Origin of the sequence: Maribacter sp. R77961 (assembly GCF_044594925.1) — a bacterium.
Lineage (GTDB): Bacteria > Bacteroidota > Bacteroidia > Flavobacteriales > Flavobacteriaceae > Maribacter.
In genome coordinates this window covers 340,036-363,527 of the sequence record NZ_CP138991.1, presented here as the reverse complement: position 1 = coordinate 363,527, position 23,492 = coordinate 340,036, and the positions used below count along the sequence as shown (strand labels likewise).

Below are 23,492 nucleotides of genomic sequence, written 5' to 3'. Positions count from 1 at the left end.
TTATTCTTCAAGTCTAATATCCAAACCTAATCCTTTAAGTTCGTGCATTAATACATTAAAAGATTCTGGTAATCCAGGTTCTGGCATTGTCTCTCCTTTTACGATAGACTCGTACGTCTTAGCCCTACCGATAACATCATCCGATTTAACGGTTAATATTTCTCTAAGCGTGGCTGAAGCTCCATATGCTTCTAGTGCCCATACTTCCATTTCTCCAAAACGTTGTCCACCAAATTGTGCTTTACCACCTAATGGCTGTTGCGTAATTAAAGAATACGGCCCTATAGATCTAGCGTGCATTTTATCATCTACCATGTGTCCTAGTTTCAACATATAGATTACACCTACAGTTGCAGGTTGATCAAATCGTTGTCCTGTTCCACCATCATATAAGTATGTATGTCCAAATCTTGGTATGCCAGCTTCATCGGTATATTCATTGATTTGATCTAAGGTAGCACCATCGAAAATCGGAGTACCGAATTTCTTACCAAGCTTTAAACCAGCCCAGCCTAGCACTGTTTCATAAATCTGACCAATGTTCATACGAGATGGTACCCCTAACGGATTTAACACGATATCTACTGGAGTTCCGTCTTCTAAGAAAGGCATGTCTTCTTGACGCACTATTCTAGATACAATACCCTTGTTACCGTGACGACCAGCCATTTTATCACCAACTTTTAGCTTACGCTTTTTAGCAATATATACTTTAGCCAACTTCATTATCCCAGCAGGTAATTCATCACCTACAGAGATGGTAAACTTATCTCTCCTCAAGTTCCCTTGTAGATCGTTGAGTTTAATTTTATAATTATGAAGTAAATCTGCCACAGAAGCATTGGTGTCTTTATCGGTTGTCCAACTTCCGCCAACAAGGTGCGCAAAATCGTCAACTGAATTTAACATCTTCATGGTATATTTCTTGCCCTTAGGTAAAACCTCCTCACCTAAATCATTAATTACACCCTGAGAAGTTTTACCATTCACTAAGGTGAATAATTTCTCGACCAATATATCTTTTAACTCTTGGAACTTTACTTCATATTCCAATTCCAATTTAGAGAGTTCTTCTTTATCTTCTGAACGCTTACGCTTGTCCTTTACCGACCTAGAGAACAGTTTCTTCTCTATGACAACACCTCTAAGTGATGGTGAAGCTTTCAAGGAAGCATCTTTTACGTCTCCTGCTTTGTCACCAAAAATGGCACGAAGCAATTTCTCCTCCGGAGTAGGATCAGACTCTCCTTTTGGTGTAATCTTACCTATAAGTATATCTCCAGGTTTAACTTCTGCACCAATACGAATCATTCCGTTTTCGTCCAAGTCTTTGGTAGCCTCTTCAGAAACATTAGGAATATCGTGGGTTAACTCTTCGGCACCTAGTTTTGTATCTCTAACTTCTAAAGAATATTCGTCTACATGTATAGAAGTAAAGATATCTTCACGAACAACTTTTTCAGAAATTACAATAGCATCCTCAAAGTTATACCCTTTCCAAGGCATAAAAGCTACGGTAAGGTTTCTACCTAAGGCTAATTCGCCTTTTTCTGTGGCATAACCCTCGCAAAGAACCTGCCCTTTTTTCACCTTATCACCTATCTTAACAATCGGTTTCAGGTTGATGCTTGTTCCTTGGTTAGTCTTTCTAAATTTAACAAGTTGATATGTTTTAAAATCCTCTTCAAAACTAATCAGCCTTTCCGCATCAGTCCTATCATACTTTATAGTAATCTTCTTAGCATCTACGTACTCGATTACACCATCGCCTTCTGCATTGATGAGCACCCTAGAATCAGAAGCTACTTGTCTTTCTAAACCTGTCCCAACAATAGGAGATTGCGGCTTTAATAATGGCACAGCCTGACGCATCATGTTAGATCCCATCAATGCCCTGTTCGCATCATCATGTTCCAGGAATGGAATTAAGGATGCGGATATGGAAGCTATTTGATTAGGAGCAACATCCGTATAGTTTATTTCAGATGGGTCAACCACTGGGAAATCTCCTTCCTCTCTAGCAATAACCTTTTCCGAATCTATTTGTCCATTATCTTTTAAAGGAATATTCGCCTGTGCGATTTTCATTCCCTCTTCTTCTTCCGCACTTAAATACACATAATTATCTATGTCTACTTTTGCTTTCTCCACCTTTCGATAAGGAGTCTCTAAGAATCCCATTGGATTTACCTTGGCGAAAACGGAAAGGGAAGAAATTAAACCAATATTTGGCCCTTCAGGAGTTTCAATAGGACATAAACGACCGTAGTGTGTGTAGTGTACATCACGTACCTCAAAACCAGCTCTTTCTCTTGAAAGTCCGCCTGGGCCTAATGCCGACAGTCTTCTTTTGTGTGTAATCTCCGCTAATGGATTCGTTTGATCCATAAACTGAGACAATTGGTTGGTTCCAAAAAAAGAATTAATAACCGAGGACAAAGTCTTCGCATTAATCAAATCTATTGGGGTAAACACTTCATTATCACGAACGTTCATACGCTCACGAATGGTACGTGCCATACGTGCCAAACCAACACCAAACTGAGAAGATAACTGCTCACCAACGGTTCTTACACGTCTATTTGAAAGGTGGTCAATATCATCAATCTCCGCTTTGGAGTTTATCAACTCTATTAAATACTTAATTATGGTTATGATATCTTCTTTGGTCAAGACTTGCTTGTCCATTCCAATATCCAACTGTAATTTTTTATTCATTCTATAACGACCTACTTCACCTAAGTTATAACGTTGGTCTGAGAAGAATAATTTATCAATAATACCACGTGCTGTTTCCTCATCTGGCGGCTCAGCATTACGTAATTGTCTGTAAATATGTTCAACCGCTTCCTTTTCCGAGTTAGTAGGATCTTTCTGAAGCGTATTGTGAATAATGGCATAGTCAGATTGTGCATTGTTCTCTTTATGTAAAAGAACAGTCTTTACATCTGCATCTATAATTTCCTGAATGTGGTCTTTTTCTAAAATTGTATCACGATCCAATACAATTTCATTTCTTTCAATAGAAACCACTTCTCCTGTATCCTCATCAACAAAATCCTCATGCCACGTATTTAATACTCTTGCCGCAAGTTTACGACCTAGTACCTTTTTAAGACCAGCATTAGAAACTTTCACTTCTTCTGAAAGGTCAAATATTTCAAGAATATCCTTATCTCTTTCAAAACCGATAGCTCTAAATAAAGTTGTTACCGGTAATTTTTTCTTTCTATCGATATAAGCGTACATAACACCATTAATATCGGTAGCAAATTCTATCCAAGAACCTTTAAAAGGAATTACCCTAGCAGAATATAATTTTGTTCCATTTGCATGGAAAGACTGTCCAAAGAATACACCAGGCGAACGGTGCAACTGAGAAACAACAACACGTTCAGCACCATTGATAACAAAAGTACCACTAGGCGTCATATAAGGTATTGTACCAAGATAAACATCTTGGACTATGGTTTCAAAATCCTCGTGCTCCGGATCTGTACAATATAATTTAAGTCTAGCTTTTAAAGGAACGCTATAAGTTAATCCACGCTCTATACATTCTTGAATAGAATATCTAGGTGGATCAATGAAGTAGTCTAAAAATTCCAATACAAACTGATTTCTTGTATCAGTTATTGGGAAATTCTCCATGAAGGTATTATACAAACCTTCATCCCCTCTTTGGTCAGATTTCGTTTCAAGTTGGAAAAAATCTTGAAATGATTTAATCTGAATATCTAAGAAATCCGGGTAGTCTGGAGTCTTCTTAGCTGAGGCGAAATTAATTCTTTCAGTCTGATTTGTGAACATCTACGGACAGTGTTTTGATCGTGAGTACTAATGGGTGATATACAGCTTAATATACCTAATTCTATAAAAAGGCTTAGGTCTAGCCGCAAAAAGCGAAAAGACCTAAACCAAAAGTGCTATGGTTGTTGCTACTATTTAAGCTCAACTTCCGCTCCTGCTTCTTCCAATGATTTTTTGATACCTTCTGCTTCGTCTTTAGAAACACCCTCTTTTACTGCTTTAGGTGCGCTATCAACGATATCTTTTGCATCTTTCAATCCAAGACCAGTCAATTCTTTAACCAATTTAACTACTGCTAATTTAGAACCACCAGCTGCTTTTAAGATTACATCAAATTCTGACTTTTCTTCAGCGGCTTCACCACCTTCAGCACCACCACCTCCGGCGGCAACTGCTACAGCTGCTGCTGCAGGCTCAATACCATATTCATCTTTTAATATATCAGCTAACTCGTTTACTTCTTTTACAGTAAGGTTAACCAATTGTTCTGCGAAATCTTTTAAATCTGCCATTTTCTATCGTTTAATAAAATTTTAAAATATACTTAGTTTTTAGTGCGTACTTATCTTTCAGATAATGTTTTAAGGATTCCAGCAAGTTTACCACCACCAGATTTAAGTCCAGAAATAACATTCTTGGCAGGAGATTGTAACAATCCTATAATCTCGCCAATCATTTCTTCTTTAGACTTAATGCTCACTAAAGCATCCAAATTCTCATCACCTATATAAATTGCTTCTTCTACAAAAGCCCCTTTTAAAAGAGGTTTATCAGATTTCTTTCTGAAATTTTTGATAAGTTTTGCAGGAGCATTACCAACTTCTGAAAACATTAAGGAAGTATTCCCCTTTAGTGTTTCAGGAAGTTCGCCAAACTCTTTTTCGGAAGCTTCCATTGCCTTTGCAAGCAATGTATTCTTAACTACAGCCAATCGTATGTTCGATTTAAAACAAGCCCTTCTTAAATCAGAAGTTGTCCCTGCATCTAAACCGGAGATATCCGCTAAATAAATAGTAGAACTCTCTCCCAACTGCGTCGTTAAATCCTGTATAACCGTTGCTTTTTCTTCTCTTGTCATAATTGAAATTTTTAACTAGCAGTGTTTAAACTGACTTAGGGTCTAATTGAACACTTGGACTCATGGTGCTAGACATAAAAATACTTTTCATATAAACACCTTTTGACGCTGTAGGTTTCATCTTATTTAAAGTTTCTAACAACTCTTTCGCGTTTCCTGCAATTTTATCCGCTGAAAAGGAAGCCTTTCCAATGGCCGCATGAACGATACCCGTTTTATCAACCTTAAAATCAATTTTACCAGCTTTTACTTCTGTAACTGCTTTTGCCACATCCATAGTCACTGTACCTGTTTTTGGATTAGGCATTAAACCTCTTGGTCCTAAAACACGACCTAAAGGACCTAATTTACCCATTACGCTTGGCATGGTGATGATTACATCAACATCTGTCCAACCGCCTTTAATTTTATCCAAATACTCGTCTAAACCAACATAATCTGCACCAGCTTCCTGAGCTTCTGCTTCTTTATCTGGTGTTACTAAAGCCAAAACTTTTACATCTTTACCAGTTCCATGAGGAAGTGTAACCACTCCACGAACCATTTGATTTGCTTTTCGAGGGTCAACCCCTAAACGAACCGCTAAATCTACAGACGCATCAAATTTTGTATTAGTTATTTCTTTGATTAAAGCCGAAGCATCATCAACAGAATAAAGTTTATCCTTTTCTATTTTTGAGTGCGCTTCTTTTTGCTTCTTTGTTAACTTTGCCATTTAATTGCTCTTTAAGATTTTAAAAAGGTCTTTTGCCTGCTACTTTCATACCCATAGAACGTGCAGTCCCTGCAATCATACTCATTGCAGATTCTACCGTAAAGGCATTAAGATCAACCATCTTATCTTCGGCTATCGCCTTGATTTGATCCCAGGTTACACTACCTAATTTTACTCTGTTAGGTTCGCCAGATCCTTTTTTAATCTTAGCTGCTTCCAATAGCTGAACTGCCGCTGGTGGTGTTTTAACGACAAAGTCGAAAGACTTGTCCTTATATACGGTGATAACAACTGGTAATACTTTACCTGGTTTATCCTGCGTACGAGCATTGAACTGCTTACAGAATTCCATGATGTTAACACCGGCAGCACCTAAGGCGGGTCCAACCGGTGGCGATGGATTCGCTGCACCTCCCCTAACTTGTAGTTTAACTACTTTACCTACTTCTTTTGCCATTGTTTAAAATTAAATTGAAAGTGTGTCAATGGAAGCAACACAACTTTTAAATATGTAACAATTATCTTAAATCTTTTCTACTTGCATATAACTTAATTCCAATGGTGTTTTTCTACCGAAAATCTTCACCATCACTTCAAGTTTACGCTTCTCCTCATTAATCTTCTCAACCGTACCATTAAAACCGTTAAACGGCCCGTCTATAACCTTAACAGTTTCTCCGAACACGAAAGGTATGGCAACGCTGTCCGTATTAACCGCCAATTCGTCTACCTTACCTAGCATTCTGTTGACCTCTGATTTTCTAAGTGGTACAGGATCTCCTCCTTTTGTTTCACCCAAAAAACCTATAACGTTCGTGATAGACCTAATAATATGCACCATCTCACCTCCTAAATTGGCTTTCACCATAATGTATCCAGGAAAGTAGACTCTTTCTTTATTTATTTTCTTTCCGTTCCTTATCTGAATTACCTTTTCAGTAGGAACCAAAACATCCTCTAAATAATCTGCAAAACCATGTCTTTCTACCTCACTCTCTATGTAGCCTTTGATTTTATTCTCTTGACCACTTACAGCTCTCACTACATACCACTTTTTTTCTAATACTTCTGACATAGAGCGATTATTAATTAAGAACGTTATTGAAATATAATTTTATGATTTTACTAAATACAGTGTCTACACCCCAAGTAGCTAAAGCGAACAAAATTGAAAACACCGCTACAATAACCATTAGGTTAGAGGACTCCGCCCTAGTAGGAAGTGTTACGTTATTTCTTAACTCTTCAACAGATTCTTTGATATATGTAAACATTCCTAATTATTTTTCAAATTCGACTAAAGAGATTGTAATAATCCCCGCATTTGGCACGGGAGGAGAGACTTCCTTCTACTTCGCTCAGGATATACTTCTCGTCTCACGCACACTCTTCCAAGATTCGCACGGGAGGAGAGACTCGAACTCCCGACACCTGGTTTTGGAGACCAGTGCTCTACCAACTGAGCTACACCCGTTTGTAATTACATCGAAAGGTATCCCGTAAAAACGGGACACCCTTTTAATGTAACACTATTTTAAACTATTCTTTAAAGACTATAAAATCTTTGTAACCTGACCAGCACCAACTGTTCTACCTCCTTCACGGATTGCAAAACGTAAACCTTCACTAAGTGCAATTGGCTGAATCAACTCTACTGTAATAGTTAAGTTATCTCCAGGCATAACCATTTCAACTCCACTAGGAAGAGAAATGTTTCCTGTAACATCCGTAGTTCTTACATAAAACTGTGGACGGTAGTTGTTATGAAATGGTGTATGACGACCACCTTCTTCTTTTTTCAAGATATAAACCTCTGCTTCAAATTTATCATGTGGCTTAACAGAACCTGGCTTACAGATTACCATTCCACGGCTAATTTGAGCTTTTTCAATACCTCTTAACAAGATACCTACGTTATCTCCCGCTTCACCTCTATCTAATATCTTACGGAACATCTCAACACCAGTAATTGTAGACGCTAATTTCTCAGCCCCCATACCAATGATATCAACAGCATCACCCGTGTTAGCAATACCAGTCTCGATACGACCAGTTGCAACAGTACCACGACCCGTAATCGTAAAAACATCCTCTACAGGCATTAAGAAATCTTTCTCAACATCTCTTTTAGGAAGTTCGATCCAATCATCTACGGCAGTCATAAGCTCCATAACGGTATCTACCCATTTTTGCTCACCGTTCAATGCACCTAATGCAGAACCAGCGATTACAGGACCATTATCACCATCGTACTCATAGAAAGAAAGCAATTCTCTTACTTCCATCTCTACTAATTCAATAAGCTCCTCATCATCAACCATATCCACCTTGTTCATGAAAACAACAATTCTAGGTATACCAACTTGGCGACCTAGAAGGATGTGCTCACGAGTTTGTGGCATAGGACCATCTGTAGCTGCAACAACTAAAATAGCACCATCCATTTGGGCAGCACCCGTAACCATGTTCTTAACATAATCTGCGTGACCAGGACAGTCAACGTGTGCGTAGTGACGGTTAGCAGTTGAATATTCTACGTGAGAAGTATTAATTGTTATACCCCTTTCTTTTTCCTCAGGTGCGTTATCGATAGAATCGAAACTTCTAAGTTCTGATAAGCCTGCGTTAGCCAATACAGTTGTAATAGCTGCAGTCAATGTAGTTTTACCGTGATCTACGTGTCCAATAGTACCAATATTTAAGTGCGGTTTGGAACGATCGAAAGTTTCCTTTGCCATGTTTATTAAATTTTAATCTTAGTTTATATTAGTGTACAAATTTATACCTTAATTGAGCCAATGACGAGATTTGAACTCGTGACCTCTTCCTTACCAAGGAAACGCTCTACCCCTGAGCTACACCGGCGTAAAGTGTTGAACCTACTTTTTAGAGTAGATTCCTGCCTTCGCAGGAATGACTTTCGTCAAAAAATATAGAGCGGGAGACCGGGTTCGAACCGGCGACATTCAGCTTGGAAGGCTGACGCTCTACCAACTGAGCTACTCCCGCTTATAATTTCAATATTTGAATACTATTTTTAAGTTAAAGTGGGGAGAGCAGGATTCGAACCTGCGAAGACGTAGTCAGCAGATTTACAGTCTGCCCTCGTTGGCCGCTTGAGTATCTCCCCTTTTAACCAGTATTTTAAGAACGTATGAGCCGATGGAGGGACTCGAACCCACGACCTGCTGATTACAAATCAGCTGCTCTAGCCAGCTGAGCTACATCGGCGATTTTACACCTTTTACAGCATAAAAAAGTCCGCTATTTCTAACGGACTGCAAATGTATTGATTTATTTGTTTATTCAAAATAAAATAACAAAAATTTTCTTCACGTTTGTAAACGTGATTTTTGCTTTCTTTTTATGAGCTTTCTTTCTAATGAGTTACAAGCAGAATCTACAGCTTCTTCAAAAGACTTGCATTGTTTTTTTACTATATATTTATTTCGAGGAACATTAAGCTTAATCTCTACCACCTTATTCTCTTTTGAGCTTGTATTCTCCACCTTTAAGTAAACGTCAGAACTAATAACCTTATCGTAAAAAGTTTCTAATTTATCAAGACGATTTTCCAAGAAGGTTATCAATTTTACGTCTGCATTAAAATTTACCGATTGTGTATTTACTTTCATAGACCGAAAATTTAAACCCTCAAAATACCGGGTATGTTAAACGAATGAATTATTCACTTCCCCTAGGATGCGCCTTAGCATGCACTTTTTTCAGCTCTGTAATACTATTATGCGTATAAACCTGCGTTGAGGCTAAGCTTGAATGCCCTAATAATTCTTTAACAGAATTTAAATCCGCCCCTTTATTTAACAAGTGTGTCGCAAAAGTATGTCTAAGGATGTGTGGACTCTGCTTCACCTTAGAGGAAACCTCTCTAAAATACTTATTTATTATCCTATAAACAAGTGTCTCATATATTTTATTTCCAGATTTGGACAAGAAAACAAACTGATCATCATTGATTTCTTCTAGTCTAGCGCGCTCCTCCTCATAAGAAGAGAAATATTGACTTGTTTCAGTAAGCATGGGAATTATTCTTTCTTTATTTCGTTTTCCAAGTACTTTAATAATCTGTCTCTCAAAATCAAGGTCGACCAGTTTTAAATTAATAAGTTCTGCCCTACGCATACCTGTAGTATAGAGTACATGAATAATGAGCTTATCCCTTTTTCCCTCAAAATTATCAGCATATGAAATTTTAGATAAGACCGATTCCATTTCAGTTTCCGAAAATGGTATCTCTATTTTTTTTGAAGTTTTAAGAGCTTTATGTTTTGCCAGCGGACTTGACGCTATCTCCCCAATTTTTTGTAGAAACCTATAGTAAGCCTTTAGCGAAGCTAATTTTCTATTTATGGAACGATTGGACAGACCGCCTTCCGATAAGGCAACCACCCAACTCCTAATTAAGGAGTACGGTATTTCTTCAATTTCCCTTATGTCGAATTCGGAAACACAAAAAGAACGGAAAGCCTCAATATCCGATCGGTAAGCATTAGCAGTATGAAGCGAATAGTTCTTTTCTAAGGAGATGTAGGAAATAAATTTATCCAGTGTCATACTCAAAGTTACCAAAGTCTTTATTGGCTCGCCTATTAAAAACAAAAAATCCCGTTTTTAAACGGGATTTTGATATTTCAAATAAATAAAAGCTTAAATTTCTTCTTGATCTCTTAAACCTTGAATGTATTGTGCTTTTTGTATCTGCGCTCTGCGCTCTACAGAAGGCTTCGTGAACTGCTGCCTTTTACGCAACTGTCTCATGGTACCTGTCTTATCGAACTTTCGCTTGAAGCGCTTTAAAGCTCTATCTATGTTTTCTCCTTCTTTTACTGGTATTATTAACATGGGCTACAACCTCCTTTCTTTAATGATTAAGGCGGCAAATATATAAACTTATTTACAATTAACAACCCCTTATTCAAAATAACTCTAACTTATTTAAAAGCCCGTAAAATAATAAGGCCATCTTCTTGCCTTAATCTTACTTAAAGGACATTCCTAAACAAATTATCGATTATCATTTTGGCGAATCGATGCCCCAATTTCGCCAAAACATAAATAAATCTAGTTCGTCGCTGGTTTATAGTCTTTCTTATCGATTACCATTTTGGCAAATCGGTGTTCGATTTTCGCCAAAACAGGATTCAACCTAATTCGTAGCAGGTTTATAGTCTTTCTTGTCGATTACCATTTTGGCAAATCGGTGTTCGATTTTCGCCAAAACAGGATTCAACCTAATTCGTAGCAGGTTTATAGTCTTTCTTGTCGATTACCATTTTGGCGATAATTTCCCTTAAAATTTCAGAAGTGCCGCCACCAATTGGACCTAATCTACTATCTCTAAATAATCTAGCCAAGGGATAATCCTCTATATAACCATAGCCACCTAAAAATTGTAAGCACTCATGAATAACCTCATCAGCAACTTTCGTCGATTTTAATTTAGAAATAGTAGCTTCCTTTACTACGTATTCGCCTTTATCCAGCCTGTAGGCAACCGAGTAGTTATATTCCCTGCACATATCAATATCCGCATAAAGGTCTGCTATGCGATGCCGTAAGGCTTGAAAAGTGTTTATCCGCTTTCCAAAAGCTTCTCTTTCCGACATATACTGCAAGGCATACTCCAGCGCAAACTCTGCTCTTGCGTGTGCATTAATACCCATTATGAGGCGCTCTAGTGCAAAATGCTCCATAATATAGGAGAAACCTTTATTCTCCTCGCCCATTAAATTTGTAGCGGGCACAACAACGTTATCAAAGGCAAGTTCTGCGGTATCAGAAGCCCGCCAACCTAATTTATTCAATTTATTCGCCGTAACACCCTTACTCTTTCTATCAACCACAAAAATACTAATACCCTTATTACCCATACTAGTATCTGTCTTTGCCGCTACTATCATATAATCTGCATAGACCCCGTTCGTAATAAAAGTCTTAGAGCCATTAAGAATATATGAATCTCCTTTCTTTATCGCAGTACTGCGCATACCTGCTACGTCACTGCCGCCAAATGGTTCTGTAACGCATAAACAACCAACCATCTTACCTGCTATACTAGGCTCTAGATATTGTTTTTTAATAGCATCATCACCTTCTTTATTAAGATGTGTCATTGCCAAATACGCATGTGCCCAAATAGCCGCCGCAAATCCACCTGAGTTTATTTTTTGGAGCTCTTCTAAGAGTATTACGGTGTAGAATAAATCTAACCCTAGGCCTCCATCCTTTTCAGGCGTAGCAAGACCAAAATAGCCCATCTCTCCGAACTTCTCCCAAATAAACTTATCTATAGTACCGGTTTCCTCCCATTTATCGATGTGTGGTACTACTTCTTTTTGTAAAAAATCTTGGAGACTCTGTCTAAATAATTGATGTTCTTCAGTGAAGTACATACTTTGCATAGCGTTATTTTTTTAAGGACAAATATAGGGCAATTCTCTTAATCTTGTCCGACGGAAAATCTTCGATTTCCGATAATTCGTCAAAGGAATTGATACTTCCGTTAACATCCCTGTAGTCTACAATACTTTGGGCAACACTTTGCGTTATGTATACCAACTTGGATAACTCTTCAGCAGATGCCGAATTAATGAAAATTTTATTTATATCAGGTGGATTTTGCATCTCAAAAACCTCAAACGCCCGGTGCACCACATCTGGTTCTAGTCCATAAACATCAAATAATTGTTCCTTAACGAGAAAACCTCCTAACCGGTCTCTGAATTTCACAATCCTTGCGGATAGTTTTTCCCCAATACCACTTACTTTTCTCAATTCTTGGACCGTTGCGCTATTTAAATCCTTTTTAGCGGCTTTTTGAGTGTATCCGATATTCTTATCATATTTATTTTGAAACTTTTCCTTAACGTTTTTAAATGATTTTTTTTCGGTTACCCAATCAGGAAATTTAAAATAAGGAGCAATTTCCTGCAAAAGTGAATCTGAAACCAGTGTCACTTTTTGGAATTCTTCTTTACTATTCACGAACTTTTTATTGGCCCTGAATTGATGCAAACGGTCAATTTCTTCCACGGACATGCCCAAGGTGTACCCTTTAAAATCTGTAATATAATTTGGATTAAATGGATAAATCATCAAAGAATCTTTTTTAGGCCGATTCTTTTTCAACCTATCTAACTCTTCTTGAGTTTCGACGTCCGGAAGCAATAGTGAGTCATTATTAGTGCTAGATTCTCTAATAAAAAAACGAACAATTTGGAAAGCGACTAGAATTAATAACAAGAAGAAAATCCCACTTCGTTCCTGTTTACTGAACTTAAAGTGGGATTTTAAACTTTTCAATCTATGATGTAATTAGTATACTTTTTTAATGGCTTCAAGATACTTACTAAGACTTTTCTTTACTTTAGGAAAAAGGATAAGCAAGCCAATCATATTTGGAAATACCAATGCGAGAATCATTGCATCAGAAAACTTAATCACTGCATCTAATGTCGCGGCAGCTCCAATAACAACGAACAGCAAGAACATAACCTTATAAACAATATCAGCGGTTTTACCTCTTCCAAAAAGATATTTCCAAGATTGAAGTCCGTAGTAAGACCATGATATCATTGTAGAAAAAGCGAATAATATTATGGCTATAGTTAAGACATATCTGAACCCGGGAATAACAGAGTCATAAGCCATTGACGTTAAATCTACACCTCCTACATAAGCTCCCGTATCATTAAGTAGCACGGTGCTTCCAACACCATTTCCGTAATCAAAGGCACCTGCGTCCATGTTAAAGAATATAATTACTAAAGCAGTCATGGTACAGATAACCACGGTATCAATAAAAGGCTCCAACAAGGCTACAATTCCCTCGCTTGCAGGATATCTTGTTTTAACGGCAGAGTGAGCAATAGCGGCAGAACCTGCACCTGCTTCATTAGAAAAAGCCGCTCTTTGAAACCCAACAATAATTACACCTACGATACCACCTATTGCAGCATCTGGAGCGAAAGCCCCGGCGAATATCATCCCAAAAGCATCTCCTATATATTTGATATTTGCAAAAATGATTACCAAAGAAGCCAATACATATATACCGGCCATAAATGGAACTATTTTTTCAGTTACGCTAGCAATTTTCTTAATACCACCAATAATAACAATACCCACAAGAATGGCAAGAACTACACCAATGATAACACCTGTAGCACCACCCTCTAAGTTTAACATCGTCGTAAGTTGTACCGCCGCTTGATTGGATTGAAATGCATTACCCCCACCAAAGGAAGCACCAACACATAGAATAGCGAAAATTGCCGCCAGAACCTTTCCTAGAATTTTAAAATTACTCTCGCTTAAACCTTTAGACAGGTAGTACATAGGGCCACCATAAACAGTTCCGTCAGGACCAACATCACGGTATTTAACACCAAGGGTACATTCCACAAATTTTGTGGACATGCCTATTAAACCACAAACTATCATCCAAAACGTAGCTCCTGGTCCTCCCAGTGCTATAGCCACTGCAACACCCGCAATGTTACCTAAACCAACAGTTCCAGAAACAGCTGTTGCAAGTGCTTGAAAATGGCTAACCTCACCTTCCTCACTTTCATCTCTTATGGTATCTGGAATATCGCCATCTTCGGTCATGTGCATTTCTACCTTCTCAAGACCATATTTTTCAATTTCTTCATATTTACCTCTAACTACATTAATTGCCAAAGGAAATTTTGTAATCCCCGGAAATTTAAAATAGATGGTAAAAAAGGTAGCACCTAAAATTAGAAGTATTAATACAATCGGAATATTATATCCTGCAATAGGAATGGACGTTAAGACTGTGTTTTCCCACCAGGTTGCAAAAGGCATAAAAGCATCATTCACAATTTCATCTAATCCCTTTTCTTGTGAAAAAGTAATAAACGGCACTAATAGGGTAAGAAAAGTTAGAAGTCTATACTTCATAATTTTTGGTTTTTTTAGTAATTAATTAGTTTGTAAGTCTGGCAATATCTTAAAAATAATGTACGGAATCAAATATATCTCCAAAAGATACTTATGCGATATGAAACATCTCGTTCAATCTTTTAATTTGTTCCGGCCTGCCAAGAACAATTACTTTACTTTTTGGTTGTAATTTTAAATCTGCCTCTGGATTAATAATATACTCCCCGTCCGGAGCAATATAACCTATAATAGTACAGCCCGTTTTCCTGCGCAAATCCAAATCTCTCAACGAATTACAATCTACTTGGTCTGCAAAATCCTCTATTGCCACTTCCTCTAAATTAGTTGTATCCCCACCTTCCATAGAAAGCTTGTCCATAAAAGTTATCAAATCTGGCATTACCACTAAGGAGGCCATATGGTCACCTCCGATTTTATCTGGCATTATTACTTTATTGGCACCTGCCAAAACTAATTTCTTTTGCGAATTCACTAAGGAAGCTCTACTTATAACGAATAACTTTTCATTGAGCTGTCTAGCTGATAATACCACAAATAAGTTGGTAGCATCATCTGGTAAAGCGGTAAGTAAAAATTTTGCTCTCTTTATTCCTGCCTCGAGCAAAACCTCATCATCATTTGCATCGCCCTCTACAAAAAGAATTTCATTATCATATTTCTCAATGAGTTCCTTATCCCTCTCAATTACGACGAAAGGTGTTTTATAGGCTTTTAGGCGTTCTGCAGCCTGCATTCCATTTCGGCCAAATCCGCATACTACAACATGGTCAGATAATTTTTCAATGGTATTTTTCACTCTTTTCTTTTTTAAAAGTTGTAAAGAATTTCTACTTAAAATATACTCGGTGATAACCGATATCGCAAAACCAACTATAAAAACACTAGTAATGATTAGCAATACGGTGAATATCTTGCCTTCTGGACCCATAGGCCGCACCTCTGAAAAACCTACCGTAGTAACCGTTATTATGGTCATGTAGAAGGCATCTATCCAAGAATAATCAGATATGAACCGATATCCTAGGACTCCGAATAAGAGTACCAACAGCATTAAAACCAATGCAAAATAAATTTTTGAACGGAATAGTTTAACCATAATTACAAATCAAAGACAGAGGTTCTTTTCGTGTAGACTAAATCCTTTATTTTGAGCCAGAAAGCTAAAAAGAGATAAAGTGCAAAACCAAAACCAAGGGTTACAAACGTTAGGTATATAAATGAAGTCCGGACAACACGAGCCCGTATTCCTAAACGCTCAGCAATTCTTCTACAAACTTCAAAACCTCTCTTCTGAAGATAATGCAACAAATTATATAAGGCATTCATTAGATAAATTTAATGCTTTAAATTTAATAACGCTGTTCCAACGGCGCATTGTAAACATTTGTTAGTGGAGCAATAATTATGATACAGTTCTAATAAGGCCTGAGTATCCTTGGCACTTTCCACAGTTACATCTAAATCCAAAAATCTTTGGATAATAGCATTATCTTCTTTAGCGATATGTTCTATGTCTTGTGTAAAAGAATCTGTTAATGGAATTCCATTATGTTTTTGATAGCAAAATTTCAATGGCATAATGGTATTGATGACCAAAAGGTCTATAAATTTCTTGGAAATAGTCTTAGCTCGTTTACCCGAAGTTTTTCCAAATGTGAAATGAGTATCCCAATAACTACTTGCCTTACAATTAAAAAGCGCACTCAAATCCCTACCTTCTAAATGCATTAAATCTTGAAATAGATTATTATTGGAAGCATAAAGTGCCGCAAATTGTGAAAGTCTAATAGTAGGGAAGTTAGACGGTCTCAGTTTAAAAAACTCCGCTTTCCCAAACACATCACCAGTAAGCTCGTGTTTATGTACTAAAAAATCAAAAGCAGTTTTAAGTTTCTTCTGATAAGGGTCTAATTCATTTACGTTAGAGAGCAATCCTGTTAGTCCGAAAAGCAGCCCCTCTAGTTCTAAGGGTTTATTATATAGTTTACGAACAATGGAAAAATCTAAGCTCTTGGCTATTTCAAAGAAGTGATTTCCATTTATTTTAGACCCAAAGTTTTTGAATAGTAGAATAAATAGTACTTTTTCCCAATCGTTCTTAGATGTTTCAAGTAGTTCTGAAATTACTTGAGATTTGTGCTCTAGCCTTTCAAAATAAAGCCTTTCCATCCAGTTATTAAAAGTAAAATCCGAAATTATCTTTATATCGGATTGGCAATTTATTGTTCTATCCTTCGCTCCGTGAAATAGCTTTTTATAGTTGACCAATAATTCGTCAGAAATAAAATTCTTTAGTTCAAGGGTAGGTATTTCAGAACCGTCAGCTCTAAAAACAGAAACATCATCCTCCCATACTACATGTAGAATAACATTGTTATAGCTAGTATCTTTTTCATGATTATGAGCATACCAATCAGAAGATTTTAAATGAATTTCAACATTGCCGGCCCAGATTTGTCCATCTATTTCCAAACTGGCATTAAAAAAATCAGAACCACTTAATTGGTTATGCATTCCAACCGCTTTAATTAAAACAGCACTACCAGATGTTGTCTTTAAACGAGTATTTGGATATTTTTTATATTTCCAGATGTAGTGAAGAAGGTCCTCTTTCATTACTTAAAAATAAAAAACCTGCCTTATAGCAGGTTCTAAAAATCTTATTAATTTTCAGCTATTCTTGGACATCACCTTCCCAGTTCATAAAACCGCCTTCCAAATTGTACGTGTTTTTAAAACCAATACTGTTCATAATGGCGCAGGCTTGGCCACTACGATTTCCTGATCTACAATACACGTAATAATTCTTTGACTTGTCCAGTTTTTCTAATTGATCCAGGAATTCTTGTCCCAAATAAATATCAATATTCTCGGCTTTCGGAATAATTCCATCCTCTATCTCCTCCTGCGTTCTAACATCTAATACAAAAGCATTGGTATCGTTTTTCAACTTGGATGCCCACTCTTCTTGTGATAAATCTGCCATAATTCTTTTTTTTCAAAAATAAACGATCTAGATGAAAATACATTCCTTAAGTTTTAACAAAAATTTAATTCACCTTTCATATCAACACTAAATAATAAACATACATTTGTATATACAAATATTGTAAATACATGAATGTAGAGCAGGTTATTAAAACGAGTATAGAAATCCCCTTGAAAAAGAGGACACTTATTCATCTATCCTTGGTTTACAATAAGGTAAACGAACAGATTTCCTGTTTTCTTAAACCTTTTGAAATCTCCCTACAACAATTCAACGTTTTACGAATCTTAAGAGGGCAGAAAGGAAAACCTGCCAATTTATCTACTATAAATGAACGTATGGTCACTAAAATGAGTAATACTACACGTTTGGTGGACAAGCTCATTAAGAAGGGTTATGTCATCAGAAGCATTTGTGAGCATAACCGTAGAAAAGTAGAAATAAAAATAACCGATGAGGGATTAAATTTTCTCAATGATATTGATGGCATGTTATTTGAAAAGGAAGAACAGATTCTAGACAACTTTACCAAATCAGAACTAGAACAATTAAATAGATTATTAGATAAATTTTAAAATGAACAACACCTTAGAAAACAGAAATTGGCGCTATGCCACTAAAAAATTTGATAACTCAAAAAAGATATCGGATGAAGATTTAGAACTATTACTAGAGGCTACCCAACTTAGTGCTTCTTCTTACGGACTGCAGCCCTATCATGTATTTGTTATTACAGATACGACTATAAGAGAGCAATTAAAACCGGTTTCATGGGGACAATCTCAAATTACCGATGCTTCTCACCTACTCGTTTTTGCCAACCAATCTGATTTTGGTGGAGAATTGGTTGATGATTACTTACAGAATGTATCGGAAACAAGGAATATTCCAATCGAAGAATTAAAGGGTTACGGTGAATTTGCTAAATCCAAATTATTAGATTTACCCTTATCCTCCAAAGAAACTTGGACTGCAAAACAAGTCTACATTGCTTTGGGAAATGTAATGCAAGCTGCAGCAGAATTAAAAATAGATACCTGTCCTATGGAAGGTTTTGAGGCTGAAGCATATAATAAAATCCTTGGTCTCGATGGTAAGAACATGAATACTGCAGTGGTTTTGCCTATAGGATATAGATCCGCTGAAGACGAAACCCAACATTATGTCAAGGTTCGTAAATCAAAACAAACATTATTCACACACCTATAAATTTAAAACAAACACAATAACTTTAAAAAGATGAAAAAAACAGTATTAAGTATCGCATTAGCCTTAGTTTTCGGTTTTTCCGCAACAGCAACAACACCAATTGATGGTGAAAAGAAAGAGGTAAACGTAGCACAAAGTACAGTTACTTGGAAAGGATACAAAGTAACGGGTTCGCATGAAGGTAAAATCAATCTTAAATCCGGCTATTTGATGATGGAGGGGAAAACACTTACTGGCGGCGAATTTGTAGTTGATATGACAAGCATTACCAACACGGATATGACCGCAGGTAATGGAAAAGAGAAATTAGAAGGGCATTTAAAGTCAGATGATTTCTTTGGGGTAGCCAATCACCCAACGGCTAAATTAGTTTTTACTTCCGTAAAAGCATTTGACAAAAATGCTAAGTCCTATAGTGTATCGGGGGACCTTACGATAAAAGGAATCACCAAGCCCGTAACACTAGTTGTTTCAATGTTCGAAAACAAAGCAACCGCAACTATAAAAGTAGACCGTTCTAAATTTGATGTTAGGTATGGCTCTGGTAGCTTTTTTGATGACTTAGGTGATAAAGCTATATATGACGATTTTGATTTAGTTGTAGATCTTGCCCTGTAGTTTTTTCTGAAAAATTAAAAATCTAAACGAGTATTTAAGAATCCTCTTGAAAGAAATTTCAAGGGGATTTCTATTTTTAAGTGCAGAAAATTTGTGGCTTTAAAATTCCTTTCTATCTTTGACCTAATGAAAATAACGAACAATATTTGGTGGTGGAATAATTTACGACAGTATTCGTGAACTAGTCCCTATTTAAAAATATATAAAGGCTTGTCATCACGACAAGCCTTTTTTAATTTATAACATTTATGATGTCCTTTAAACTTCAAACCCATTCTAAAAAAATCTTGGCAGATACCATTACACCTGTAAGTGTTTATCTTAAAATAAGGGATAAGTTTCCGAACAGCATTTTATTGGAAAGTAGTGACTACCACGCCAATGACAATAGTTTCTCCTATATCTGCTGTAATCCCATAGCATCTATTAAAGTGCAAAATGAAGTCATCACCAAGGAATTTCCGGATGGCACAAAAGAAGAGATTCAGATATCCAAAGAAACTGAAGTTACCAAGGAAATAGACAGCTTTAGCAAACAATTTAAGGTAGAAAATCAAAATTTGAAATTTATTACCAATGGCCTTTTTGGCTTTATGGCCTATGATGCCGTTCGTTATTTCGAGAGTATAGAGATTTCTAAGAAAGATAATTCCGTTGCCATTCCTGACATTTACTATGCCGTATATCAAAACGTCATTGCCATTAATCACTTTAAAAATGAAGCCTATTTATTCGCACACTGTTTTGAATCTGAAAATAATATCCCTCAATTAGAACAGGTTTTAAAAATCAGGAATTTTGCTTCCTATAATTTCTCAAAAGAAGGTGCGGTTAAAACAAACCTGGAAGACAATGCTTTTAAAGAACATGTAGCGCTCGCCAAAAAACATTGCCAGCGCGGGGATGTTTTTCAATTGGTATTATCCAGAAGGTTCACCCAAGGTTTTAAAGGAGATGAGTTTAACGTCTACAGAGCCTTAAGATCCATTAACCCATCGCCTTATTTATTCTTTTTTGACTACGGAGATTTTAAAATATTCGGGAGTTCGCCAGAGGCTCAACTTATTGTAAAGGACGGCAAAGCAGAAATTCATCCCATTGCGGGAACATATAAACGTACAGGTAATGATGAGCAAGATGCTGAATTGGCCAAACAATTAGCACAAGACGATAAAGAAAATAGCGAGCATGTGATGTTAGTTGATTTAGCTCGGAACGACCTTAGCAGAAACGGTAATCTAGTAAATGTGGAAACTTACAGAGAGGTTCAGTATTTCTCCCACGTTATTCATTTGGTCTCCAAAGTAACAGGAATGAAAAAAACGGATATTTCTACTTTGAAAATTGTAGCGGATACCTTTCCTGCCGGAACATTAAGTGGAGCTCCAAAACACATGGCTATGCAGCTTATTGAAAAATATGAAAAAACGAATAGAGGATATTATGGTGGGGCTATTGGTTTTATGGACTTTGACGGAAATTTTAATCATGCTATTATGATCAGGACCTTTTTGAGTAAAAATCATGAATTGCATTTTCAAGCGGGTGCAGGATTAGTAGCCGCTTCTGATGCTGAAGATGAATTGCAAGAAACCTATAATAAACTTGGAGCTTTAAATAAAGCTTTAGAAATAGCTGAAACAATTTAAATGGGACAGAAAATATTAATGATTGACAATTATGATAGTTTCACTTATAATTTGGTGCACTATCTGGAAGATTTAAATTGTGAGGTTGTTGTAAAACGAAATGATCAGCTATCCTTGGAAGAGGTAGACAATTTTGAACATATAGTACTTTCGCCTGGCCCTGGAATTCCGGATGAAGCAGGACTACTAAAAACCATTATCAGGGAATATGCGGAAAGAAAACGAATCTTTGGTGTCTGCCTTGGACAACAAGCCATTGCTGAAGTTTTTGGTGGAAGTCTAATAAATCTAGATCAAGTTTATCATGGTGTTGCCACGGAAATAGAAATTGTACAGGATGATTATATTTTTGAGGGATTACCAAAAAAAATAGAAGTAGGTAGATACCATTCTTGGGTAGTGCATACCGATTTACCGGACTGTTTAGAGGCTACCTCCTTTGATAAAAACGGACAGATCATGTCCCTAAGCCACAAAGAATTTGATATACGGGCGGTACAATTTCATCCAGAATCGGTCTTGACGCCGGACGGGAAACAACTATTGAAGAATTGGATAAATGCCCCAAAGTCGCAAAAGGAAGCGTAAAGAAAATAAATTGTTAGCAAGACCTGTCAGATTTTCAAAACCCGACAGGTCTATAACCAAAATAAAATGAAGGAAACATTAAATAGATTGATCAATCACGAAATCCTAGAAAAGGAGGATGCCAAGAATATCTTGGTCAATATTGCCAAAGGGGATTACAATACCAGTCAGATCGCGGCATTTTTAACCGTGTACATGATGCGGAGCGTTACCATAGAGGAATTGGAGGGCTTTCGCGATGCCTTACTGGATCTCTGTTTGGCAGTAGATTTATCGGCCTATAATCCTATCGATTTATGCGGAACAGGCGGAGACGGAAAAGATACTTTTAATATATCTACCCTATCCTCCTTTGTTACAGCAGGAGCCGGTATCAAAGTTACTAAGCATGGGAATTATGGAGTTTCTTCCAAATGCGGGAGTAGTAATGTCATGGAATTCTTGGGCATAAAATTTAGTAATGAGGCAGATTTCCTTAAAAAATCTATTGATGAAGCAGGCATATGTGTGTTACATGCACCGTTGTTTCACCCAGCAATGAAAAATGTGGCTCCCATTCGCAAGGAACTTGGTGTAAAAACATTTTTTAACATGTTAGGGCCAATGGTTAATCCTGCTTTTCCTAATAACCAAATGGTAGGCGTGTTTAATCTAGAACTTGCACGTATGTATGGTTATCTTTATCAGAATACGAATAAAAATTTCACCGTTCTACATGCACTAGACGGGTATGACGAAATAAGTCTAACAGGAGACACAAAGACCATATCCAATGGATCAGAGGCAATTTTAAAGCCCTCCGACTTCGGGGTCAAGGCAATTAACGCAAGTGCTATTGTTGGCGGTGATGATATCCCCACATCCGCACAAATATTTATGAATGTCCTAAATGGCAAAGGCACCCAAGCACAAAACAACGTTGTTTGTGCTAATGCGGGCATAGCCATAGCAACAGTGCAGCGTATCCCACCTAAAGAAGGTTTTGAAAAAGCCAAAGAATCGTTGTTAAGTGGCAAAGGATTAGCCGCATTAAAAAAATTACAAGCAATCAGCGCAGCATGAACATTTTAGATAAAATAATAGCAGATAAACGCAAGGAAGTTGATTTGAAAAAATCAATCATCCCTTCATCTCAACTAGAACAATCCGTGCTTTTTGACCGCTCTTGCAGCTCCTTAGCACATGCCTTAAAAAATAGTGCTACCGGAATTATAGCAGAGCACAAAAGACGTTCTCCTTCAAAGGATTCCATAAACCAAAACACCAATGTGGGCCTTGTTGCCAAAGGCTATCAAAACGCAGGTGTATGCGGAATGAGCGTTTTAACCGATATTAAGTATTTTGGTGGTTCTTTGGAAGATTTATTACTTGCCAGAGCCTCCGTAAACATGCCGCTGCTGCGTAAAGAATTTACTGTAAATGAATATCAAATTCTAGAGGCAAAAGCCTTTGGAGCGGATGCAATCCTATTAATTGCTGCCGTATTAACAAAAACCGAAATTAAAATCTTTTCAGAACTTGCTAAAAGTTTGGGTATGGATGTTTTGCTAGAAGTACATAATGAAGAAGAGCTACAAAAATCTATTATGCCTAGTTTAGATATGCTAGGGGTAAATAATAGAAATTTAAAAACCTTTAAGGTAAATTTAGAAACCAGCAAGTCGCTCTCGTTAATGATACCGGACGACTTTATAAAAGTTTCTGAAAGTGGTATTAGTGCTATTGAAGCCATTCAAGATTTAAAACAGTATGGATACCAAGGCTTTTTAATTGGTGAAAATTTCATGAAAACGGATAATCCCGGGGAAAGTGCTTCGGAATTCATTAAAAAATTAAAATAAGCAGTGGAATACTATTATACCAAAAAGAATCATAATCAGAACTCTC

The 23,492-nt window shown here is 36.9% G+C and carries 25 protein-coding genes and 5 tRNA genes; 7 read left to right on the top strand and 23 right to left on the bottom strand.

The genetic code is table 11. From position 1 onward, the window contains the following. The 23 genes from rpoB to SJY09_RS01365 all read right to left on the bottom strand — a co-directional run bounded on the left by rpoB (position 1) and on the right by SJY09_RS01365 (position 17,538). Positions 1–3,810: a DNA-directed RNA polymerase subunit beta gene (rpoB, locus tag SJY09_RS01475; protein ID WP_396637198.1), complete on the bottom strand. Its 3,810-nt coding sequence runs from the start codon at positions 3,808–3,810 to the stop codon at positions 1–3. 131 nt (positions 3,811–3,941) lie between these two features. Further along, positions 3,942–4,322: a 50S ribosomal protein L7/L12 gene (gene rplL, locus SJY09_RS01470; protein WP_396637197.1), complete on the bottom strand. Its 381-nt coding sequence runs from the start codon at positions 4,320–4,322 to the stop codon at positions 3,942–3,944. Between the two features lie 50 nt (positions 4,323–4,372). Then, entirely contained in the window at positions 4,373–4,888 is a 516-nt protein-coding gene (gene rplJ / locus SJY09_RS01465; RefSeq protein WP_126590912.1) for a 50S ribosomal protein L10, read from the bottom strand. 25 nt (positions 4,889–4,913) lie between these two features. Then, entirely contained in the window at positions 4,914–5,603 is a 690-nt protein-coding gene (rplA, locus tag SJY09_RS01460) for a 50S ribosomal protein L1 (RefSeq protein ID WP_396637196.1), read from the bottom strand. Between the two features lie 19 nt (positions 5,604–5,622). Continuing rightward, positions 5,623–6,060, bottom strand: a complete 438-nt coding sequence (rplK, locus tag SJY09_RS01455) for a 50S ribosomal protein L11 (protein ID WP_099574512.1) — start codon at positions 6,058–6,060, stop codon at positions 5,623–5,625. A gap of 66 nt (positions 6,061–6,126) precedes the next feature. Beyond that, positions 6,127–6,678 (bottom strand): transcription termination/antitermination protein NusG, encoded by a 552-nt coding sequence (gene nusG / locus SJY09_RS01450; RefSeq protein WP_099574513.1) that lies wholly within the window; start codon positions 6,676–6,678, stop codon positions 6,127–6,129. A gap of 10 nt (positions 6,679–6,688) precedes the next feature. Continuing rightward, positions 6,689–6,877 (bottom strand): preprotein translocase subunit SecE, encoded by a 189-nt coding sequence (gene secE / locus SJY09_RS01445; RefSeq protein WP_126590911.1) that lies wholly within the window; start codon positions 6,875–6,877, stop codon positions 6,689–6,691. A gap of 127 nt (positions 6,878–7,004) precedes the next feature. Continuing rightward, positions 7,005–7,077: transfer RNA gene (locus SJY09_RS01440), tRNA-Trp, on the bottom strand. Between the two features lie 79 nt (positions 7,078–7,156). Continuing rightward, on the bottom strand, positions 7,157–8,341 hold the full coding sequence (gene tuf, locus SJY09_RS01435) for an elongation factor Tu (protein ID WP_396637195.1): 1,185 nt from the start codon (positions 8,339–8,341) through the stop codon (positions 7,157–7,159). Positions 8,342–8,396: 55 nt separating this feature from the next. Further along, positions 8,397–8,468 (bottom strand) — tRNA-Thr (locus tag SJY09_RS01430). Between the two features lie 71 nt (positions 8,469–8,539). Continuing rightward, positions 8,540–8,612: transfer RNA gene (locus SJY09_RS01425), tRNA-Gly, on the bottom strand. A 39-nt stretch (positions 8,613–8,651) separates the two neighbouring features. Further along, a tRNA-Tyr gene (locus SJY09_RS01420) sits at positions 8,652–8,733 on the bottom strand. Positions 8,734–8,760: 27 nt separating this feature from the next. Then, positions 8,761–8,834 (bottom strand) — tRNA-Thr (locus SJY09_RS01415). A gap of 101 nt (positions 8,835–8,935) precedes the next feature. Continuing rightward, complete coding sequence (gene hpf, locus SJY09_RS01410; RefSeq protein ID WP_396637194.1) at positions 8,936–9,238, bottom strand: ribosome hibernation-promoting factor, HPF/YfiA family; 303 nt, start codon at positions 9,236–9,238, stop codon at positions 8,936–8,938. 49 nt (positions 9,239–9,287) lie between these two features. Then, positions 9,288–10,178: a tyrosine-type recombinase/integrase gene (locus SJY09_RS01405; RefSeq protein WP_396637193.1), complete on the bottom strand. Its 891-nt coding sequence runs from the start codon at positions 10,176–10,178 to the stop codon at positions 9,288–9,290. A gap of 93 nt (positions 10,179–10,271) precedes the next feature. Then, on the bottom strand, positions 10,272–10,466 hold the full coding sequence (gene rpsU / locus SJY09_RS01400; protein WP_047244701.1) for a 30S ribosomal protein S21: 195 nt from the start codon (positions 10,464–10,466) through the stop codon (positions 10,272–10,274). Between the two features lie 389 nt (positions 10,467–10,855). Continuing rightward, on the bottom strand, positions 10,856–12,025 hold the full coding sequence (locus SJY09_RS01395) for an acyl-CoA dehydrogenase family protein (protein ID WP_396637192.1): 1,170 nt from the start codon (positions 12,023–12,025) through the stop codon (positions 10,856–10,858). A 4-nt stretch (positions 12,026–12,029) separates the two neighbouring features. Then, positions 12,030–12,926, bottom strand: coding sequence for a ComEA family DNA-binding protein (locus SJY09_RS01390; protein WP_396637191.1), 897 nt, complete (start codon positions 12,924–12,926; stop codon positions 12,030–12,032). Positions 12,927–12,938: 12 nt separating this feature from the next. Beyond that, positions 12,939–14,549, bottom strand: a complete 1,611-nt coding sequence (locus SJY09_RS01385) for an alanine/glycine:cation symporter family protein (protein ID WP_396637190.1) — start codon at positions 14,547–14,549, stop codon at positions 12,939–12,941. 91 nt (positions 14,550–14,640) lie between these two features. After that, positions 14,641–15,648, bottom strand: a complete 1,008-nt coding sequence (locus SJY09_RS01380) for a potassium channel family protein (RefSeq protein WP_396637189.1) — start codon at positions 15,646–15,648, stop codon at positions 14,641–14,643. 2 nt (positions 15,649–15,650) lie between these two features. After that, on the bottom strand, positions 15,651–15,878 hold the full coding sequence (locus SJY09_RS01375; RefSeq protein ID WP_099574523.1) for a PspC domain-containing protein: 228 nt from the start codon (positions 15,876–15,878) through the stop codon (positions 15,651–15,653). A gap of 9 nt (positions 15,879–15,887) precedes the next feature. Next, the gene (locus SJY09_RS01370) at positions 15,888–17,168 is read right to left on the bottom strand and encodes a DUF2851 family protein (RefSeq protein ID WP_396637188.1); all 1,281 of its coding nucleotides are present in this window, start codon (positions 17,166–17,168) and stop codon (positions 15,888–15,890) included. Between the two features lie 58 nt (positions 17,169–17,226). Continuing rightward, on the bottom strand, positions 17,227–17,538 hold the full coding sequence (locus SJY09_RS01365) for a rhodanese-like domain-containing protein (RefSeq protein WP_396637187.1): 312 nt from the start codon (positions 17,536–17,538) through the stop codon (positions 17,227–17,229). Between the two features lie 131 nt (positions 17,539–17,669). Here SJY09_RS01365 and SJY09_RS01360 point away from each other — a divergent pair, with 131 nt between their 5' ends. The 7 genes from SJY09_RS01360 (at position 17,670) to trpC (ending at position 23,446) form a co-directional block, all read left to right on the top strand. Then, on the top strand, positions 17,670–18,116 hold the full coding sequence (locus tag SJY09_RS01360) for a MarR family winged helix-turn-helix transcriptional regulator (protein ID WP_396637186.1): 447 nt from the start codon (positions 17,670–17,672) through the stop codon (positions 18,114–18,116). Between the two features lies 1 nt (position 18,117). Continuing rightward, positions 18,118–18,750 (top strand): NAD(P)H-dependent oxidoreductase, encoded by a 633-nt coding sequence (locus SJY09_RS01355; RefSeq protein WP_396637185.1) that lies wholly within the window; start codon positions 18,118–18,120, stop codon positions 18,748–18,750. Between the two features lie 30 nt (positions 18,751–18,780). Then, positions 18,781–19,368 (top strand): YceI family protein, encoded by a 588-nt coding sequence (locus tag SJY09_RS01350; RefSeq protein WP_396637184.1) that lies wholly within the window; start codon positions 18,781–18,783, stop codon positions 19,366–19,368. A gap of 251 nt (positions 19,369–19,619) precedes the next feature. Further along, a complete protein-coding gene (locus SJY09_RS01345; protein WP_396638580.1) occupies positions 19,620–21,017 on the top strand; it encodes an anthranilate synthase component I family protein in 1,398 nt (465 codons plus the stop codon). Then, the gene (locus SJY09_RS01340) at positions 21,018–21,605 is read left to right on the top strand and encodes an anthranilate synthase component II (protein ID WP_396637183.1); all 588 of its coding nucleotides are present in this window, start codon (positions 21,018–21,020) and stop codon (positions 21,603–21,605) included. Between the two features lie 66 nt (positions 21,606–21,671). Beyond that, the gene (gene trpD / locus SJY09_RS01335; RefSeq protein ID WP_396637182.1) at positions 21,672–22,667 is read left to right on the top strand and encodes an anthranilate phosphoribosyltransferase; all 996 of its coding nucleotides are present in this window, start codon (positions 21,672–21,674) and stop codon (positions 22,665–22,667) included. Next, entirely contained in the window at positions 22,664–23,446 is a 783-nt protein-coding gene (gene trpC, locus SJY09_RS01330; protein ID WP_396637181.1) for an indole-3-glycerol phosphate synthase TrpC, read from the top strand. The genes trpD and trpC overlap by 4 nt, the downstream gene beginning before the upstream one ends. The last annotated feature ends 46 nt before the right edge of the window (positions 23,447–23,492 follow it).

Excerpts from the sequence above, each read along its gene's own strand:
- tuf (WP_396637195.1), bottom strand. The coding sequence starts at position 8,341 with ATGGCAAAGGAAACTTTCGATCGTTCCAAACCGCACTTAAATATTGGT.
- SJY09_RS01395 (WP_396637192.1), bottom strand. The coding sequence starts at position 12,025 with ATGCAAAGTATGTACTTCACTGAAGAACATCAATTATTTAGACAGAGT.
- rplL (WP_396637197.1), bottom strand. The coding sequence starts at position 4,322 with ATGGCAGATTTAAAAGATTTCGCAGAACAATTGGTTAACCTTACTGTA.
- SJY09_RS01380 (WP_396637189.1), bottom strand. The coding sequence starts at position 15,648 with ATGGTTAAACTATTCCGTTCAAAAATTTATTTTGCATTGGTTTTAATG.
- SJY09_RS01375 (WP_099574523.1), bottom strand. The coding sequence starts at position 15,878 with ATGAATGCCTTATATAATTTGTTGCATTATCTTCAGAAGAGAGGTTTT.
- SJY09_RS01365 (WP_396637187.1), bottom strand. The coding sequence starts at position 17,538 with ATGGCAGATTTATCACAAGAAGAGTGGGCATCCAAGTTGAAAAACGAT.
- SJY09_RS01340 (WP_396637183.1), top strand. The coding sequence starts at position 21,018 with ATGGGACAGAAAATATTAATGATTGACAATTATGATAGTTTCACTTAT.
- trpD (WP_396637182.1), top strand. The coding sequence starts at position 21,672 with ATGAAGGAAACATTAAATAGATTGATCAATCACGAAATCCTAGAAAAG.
- rplK (WP_099574512.1), bottom strand. The coding sequence starts at position 6,060 with ATGGCAAAAGAAGTAGGTAAAGTAGTTAAACTACAAGTTAGGGGAGGT.
- rpsU (WP_047244701.1), bottom strand. The coding sequence starts at position 10,466 with ATGTTAATAATACCAGTAAAAGAAGGAGAAAACATAGATAGAGCTTTA.
- SJY09_RS01370 (WP_396637188.1), bottom strand. The coding sequence starts at position 17,168 with ATGAAAGAGGACCTTCTTCACTACATCTGGAAATATAAAAAATATCCA.
- hpf (WP_396637194.1), bottom strand. The coding sequence starts at position 9,238 with ATGAAAGTAAATACACAATCGGTAAATTTTAATGCAGACGTAAAATTG.
- rpoB (WP_396637198.1), bottom strand. The coding sequence starts at position 3,810 with ATGTTCACAAATCAGACTGAAAGAATTAATTTCGCCTCAGCTAAGAAG.
- SJY09_RS01350 (WP_396637184.1), top strand. The coding sequence starts at position 18,781 with ATGAAAAAAACAGTATTAAGTATCGCATTAGCCTTAGTTTTCGGTTTT.
- SJY09_RS01345 (WP_396638580.1), top strand. The coding sequence starts at position 19,620 with ATGTCCTTTAAACTTCAAACCCATTCTAAAAAAATCTTGGCAGATACC.
- SJY09_RS01360 (WP_396637186.1), top strand. The coding sequence starts at position 17,670 with ATGAATGTAGAGCAGGTTATTAAAACGAGTATAGAAATCCCCTTGAAA.
- rplJ (WP_126590912.1), bottom strand. The coding sequence starts at position 4,888 with ATGACAAGAGAAGAAAAAGCAACGGTTATACAGGATTTAACGACGCAG.
- nusG (WP_099574513.1), bottom strand. The coding sequence starts at position 6,678 with ATGTCAGAAGTATTAGAAAAAAAGTGGTATGTAGTGAGAGCTGTAAGT.
- SJY09_RS01355 (WP_396637185.1), top strand. The coding sequence starts at position 18,118 with ATGAACAACACCTTAGAAAACAGAAATTGGCGCTATGCCACTAAAAAA.
- secE (WP_126590911.1), bottom strand. The coding sequence starts at position 6,877 with ATGTTTACATATATCAAAGAATCTGTTGAAGAGTTAAGAAATAACGTA.
- rplA (WP_396637196.1), bottom strand. The coding sequence starts at position 5,603 with ATGGCAAAGTTAACAAAGAAGCAAAAAGAAGCGCACTCAAAAATAGAA.
- SJY09_RS01385 (WP_396637190.1), bottom strand. The coding sequence starts at position 14,549 with ATGAAGTATAGACTTCTAACTTTTCTTACCCTATTAGTGCCGTTTATT.
- trpC (WP_396637181.1), top strand. The coding sequence starts at position 22,664 with ATGAACATTTTAGATAAAATAATAGCAGATAAACGCAAGGAAGTTGAT.
- SJY09_RS01405 (WP_396637193.1), bottom strand. The coding sequence starts at position 10,178 with ATGACACTGGATAAATTTATTTCCTACATCTCCTTAGAAAAGAACTAT.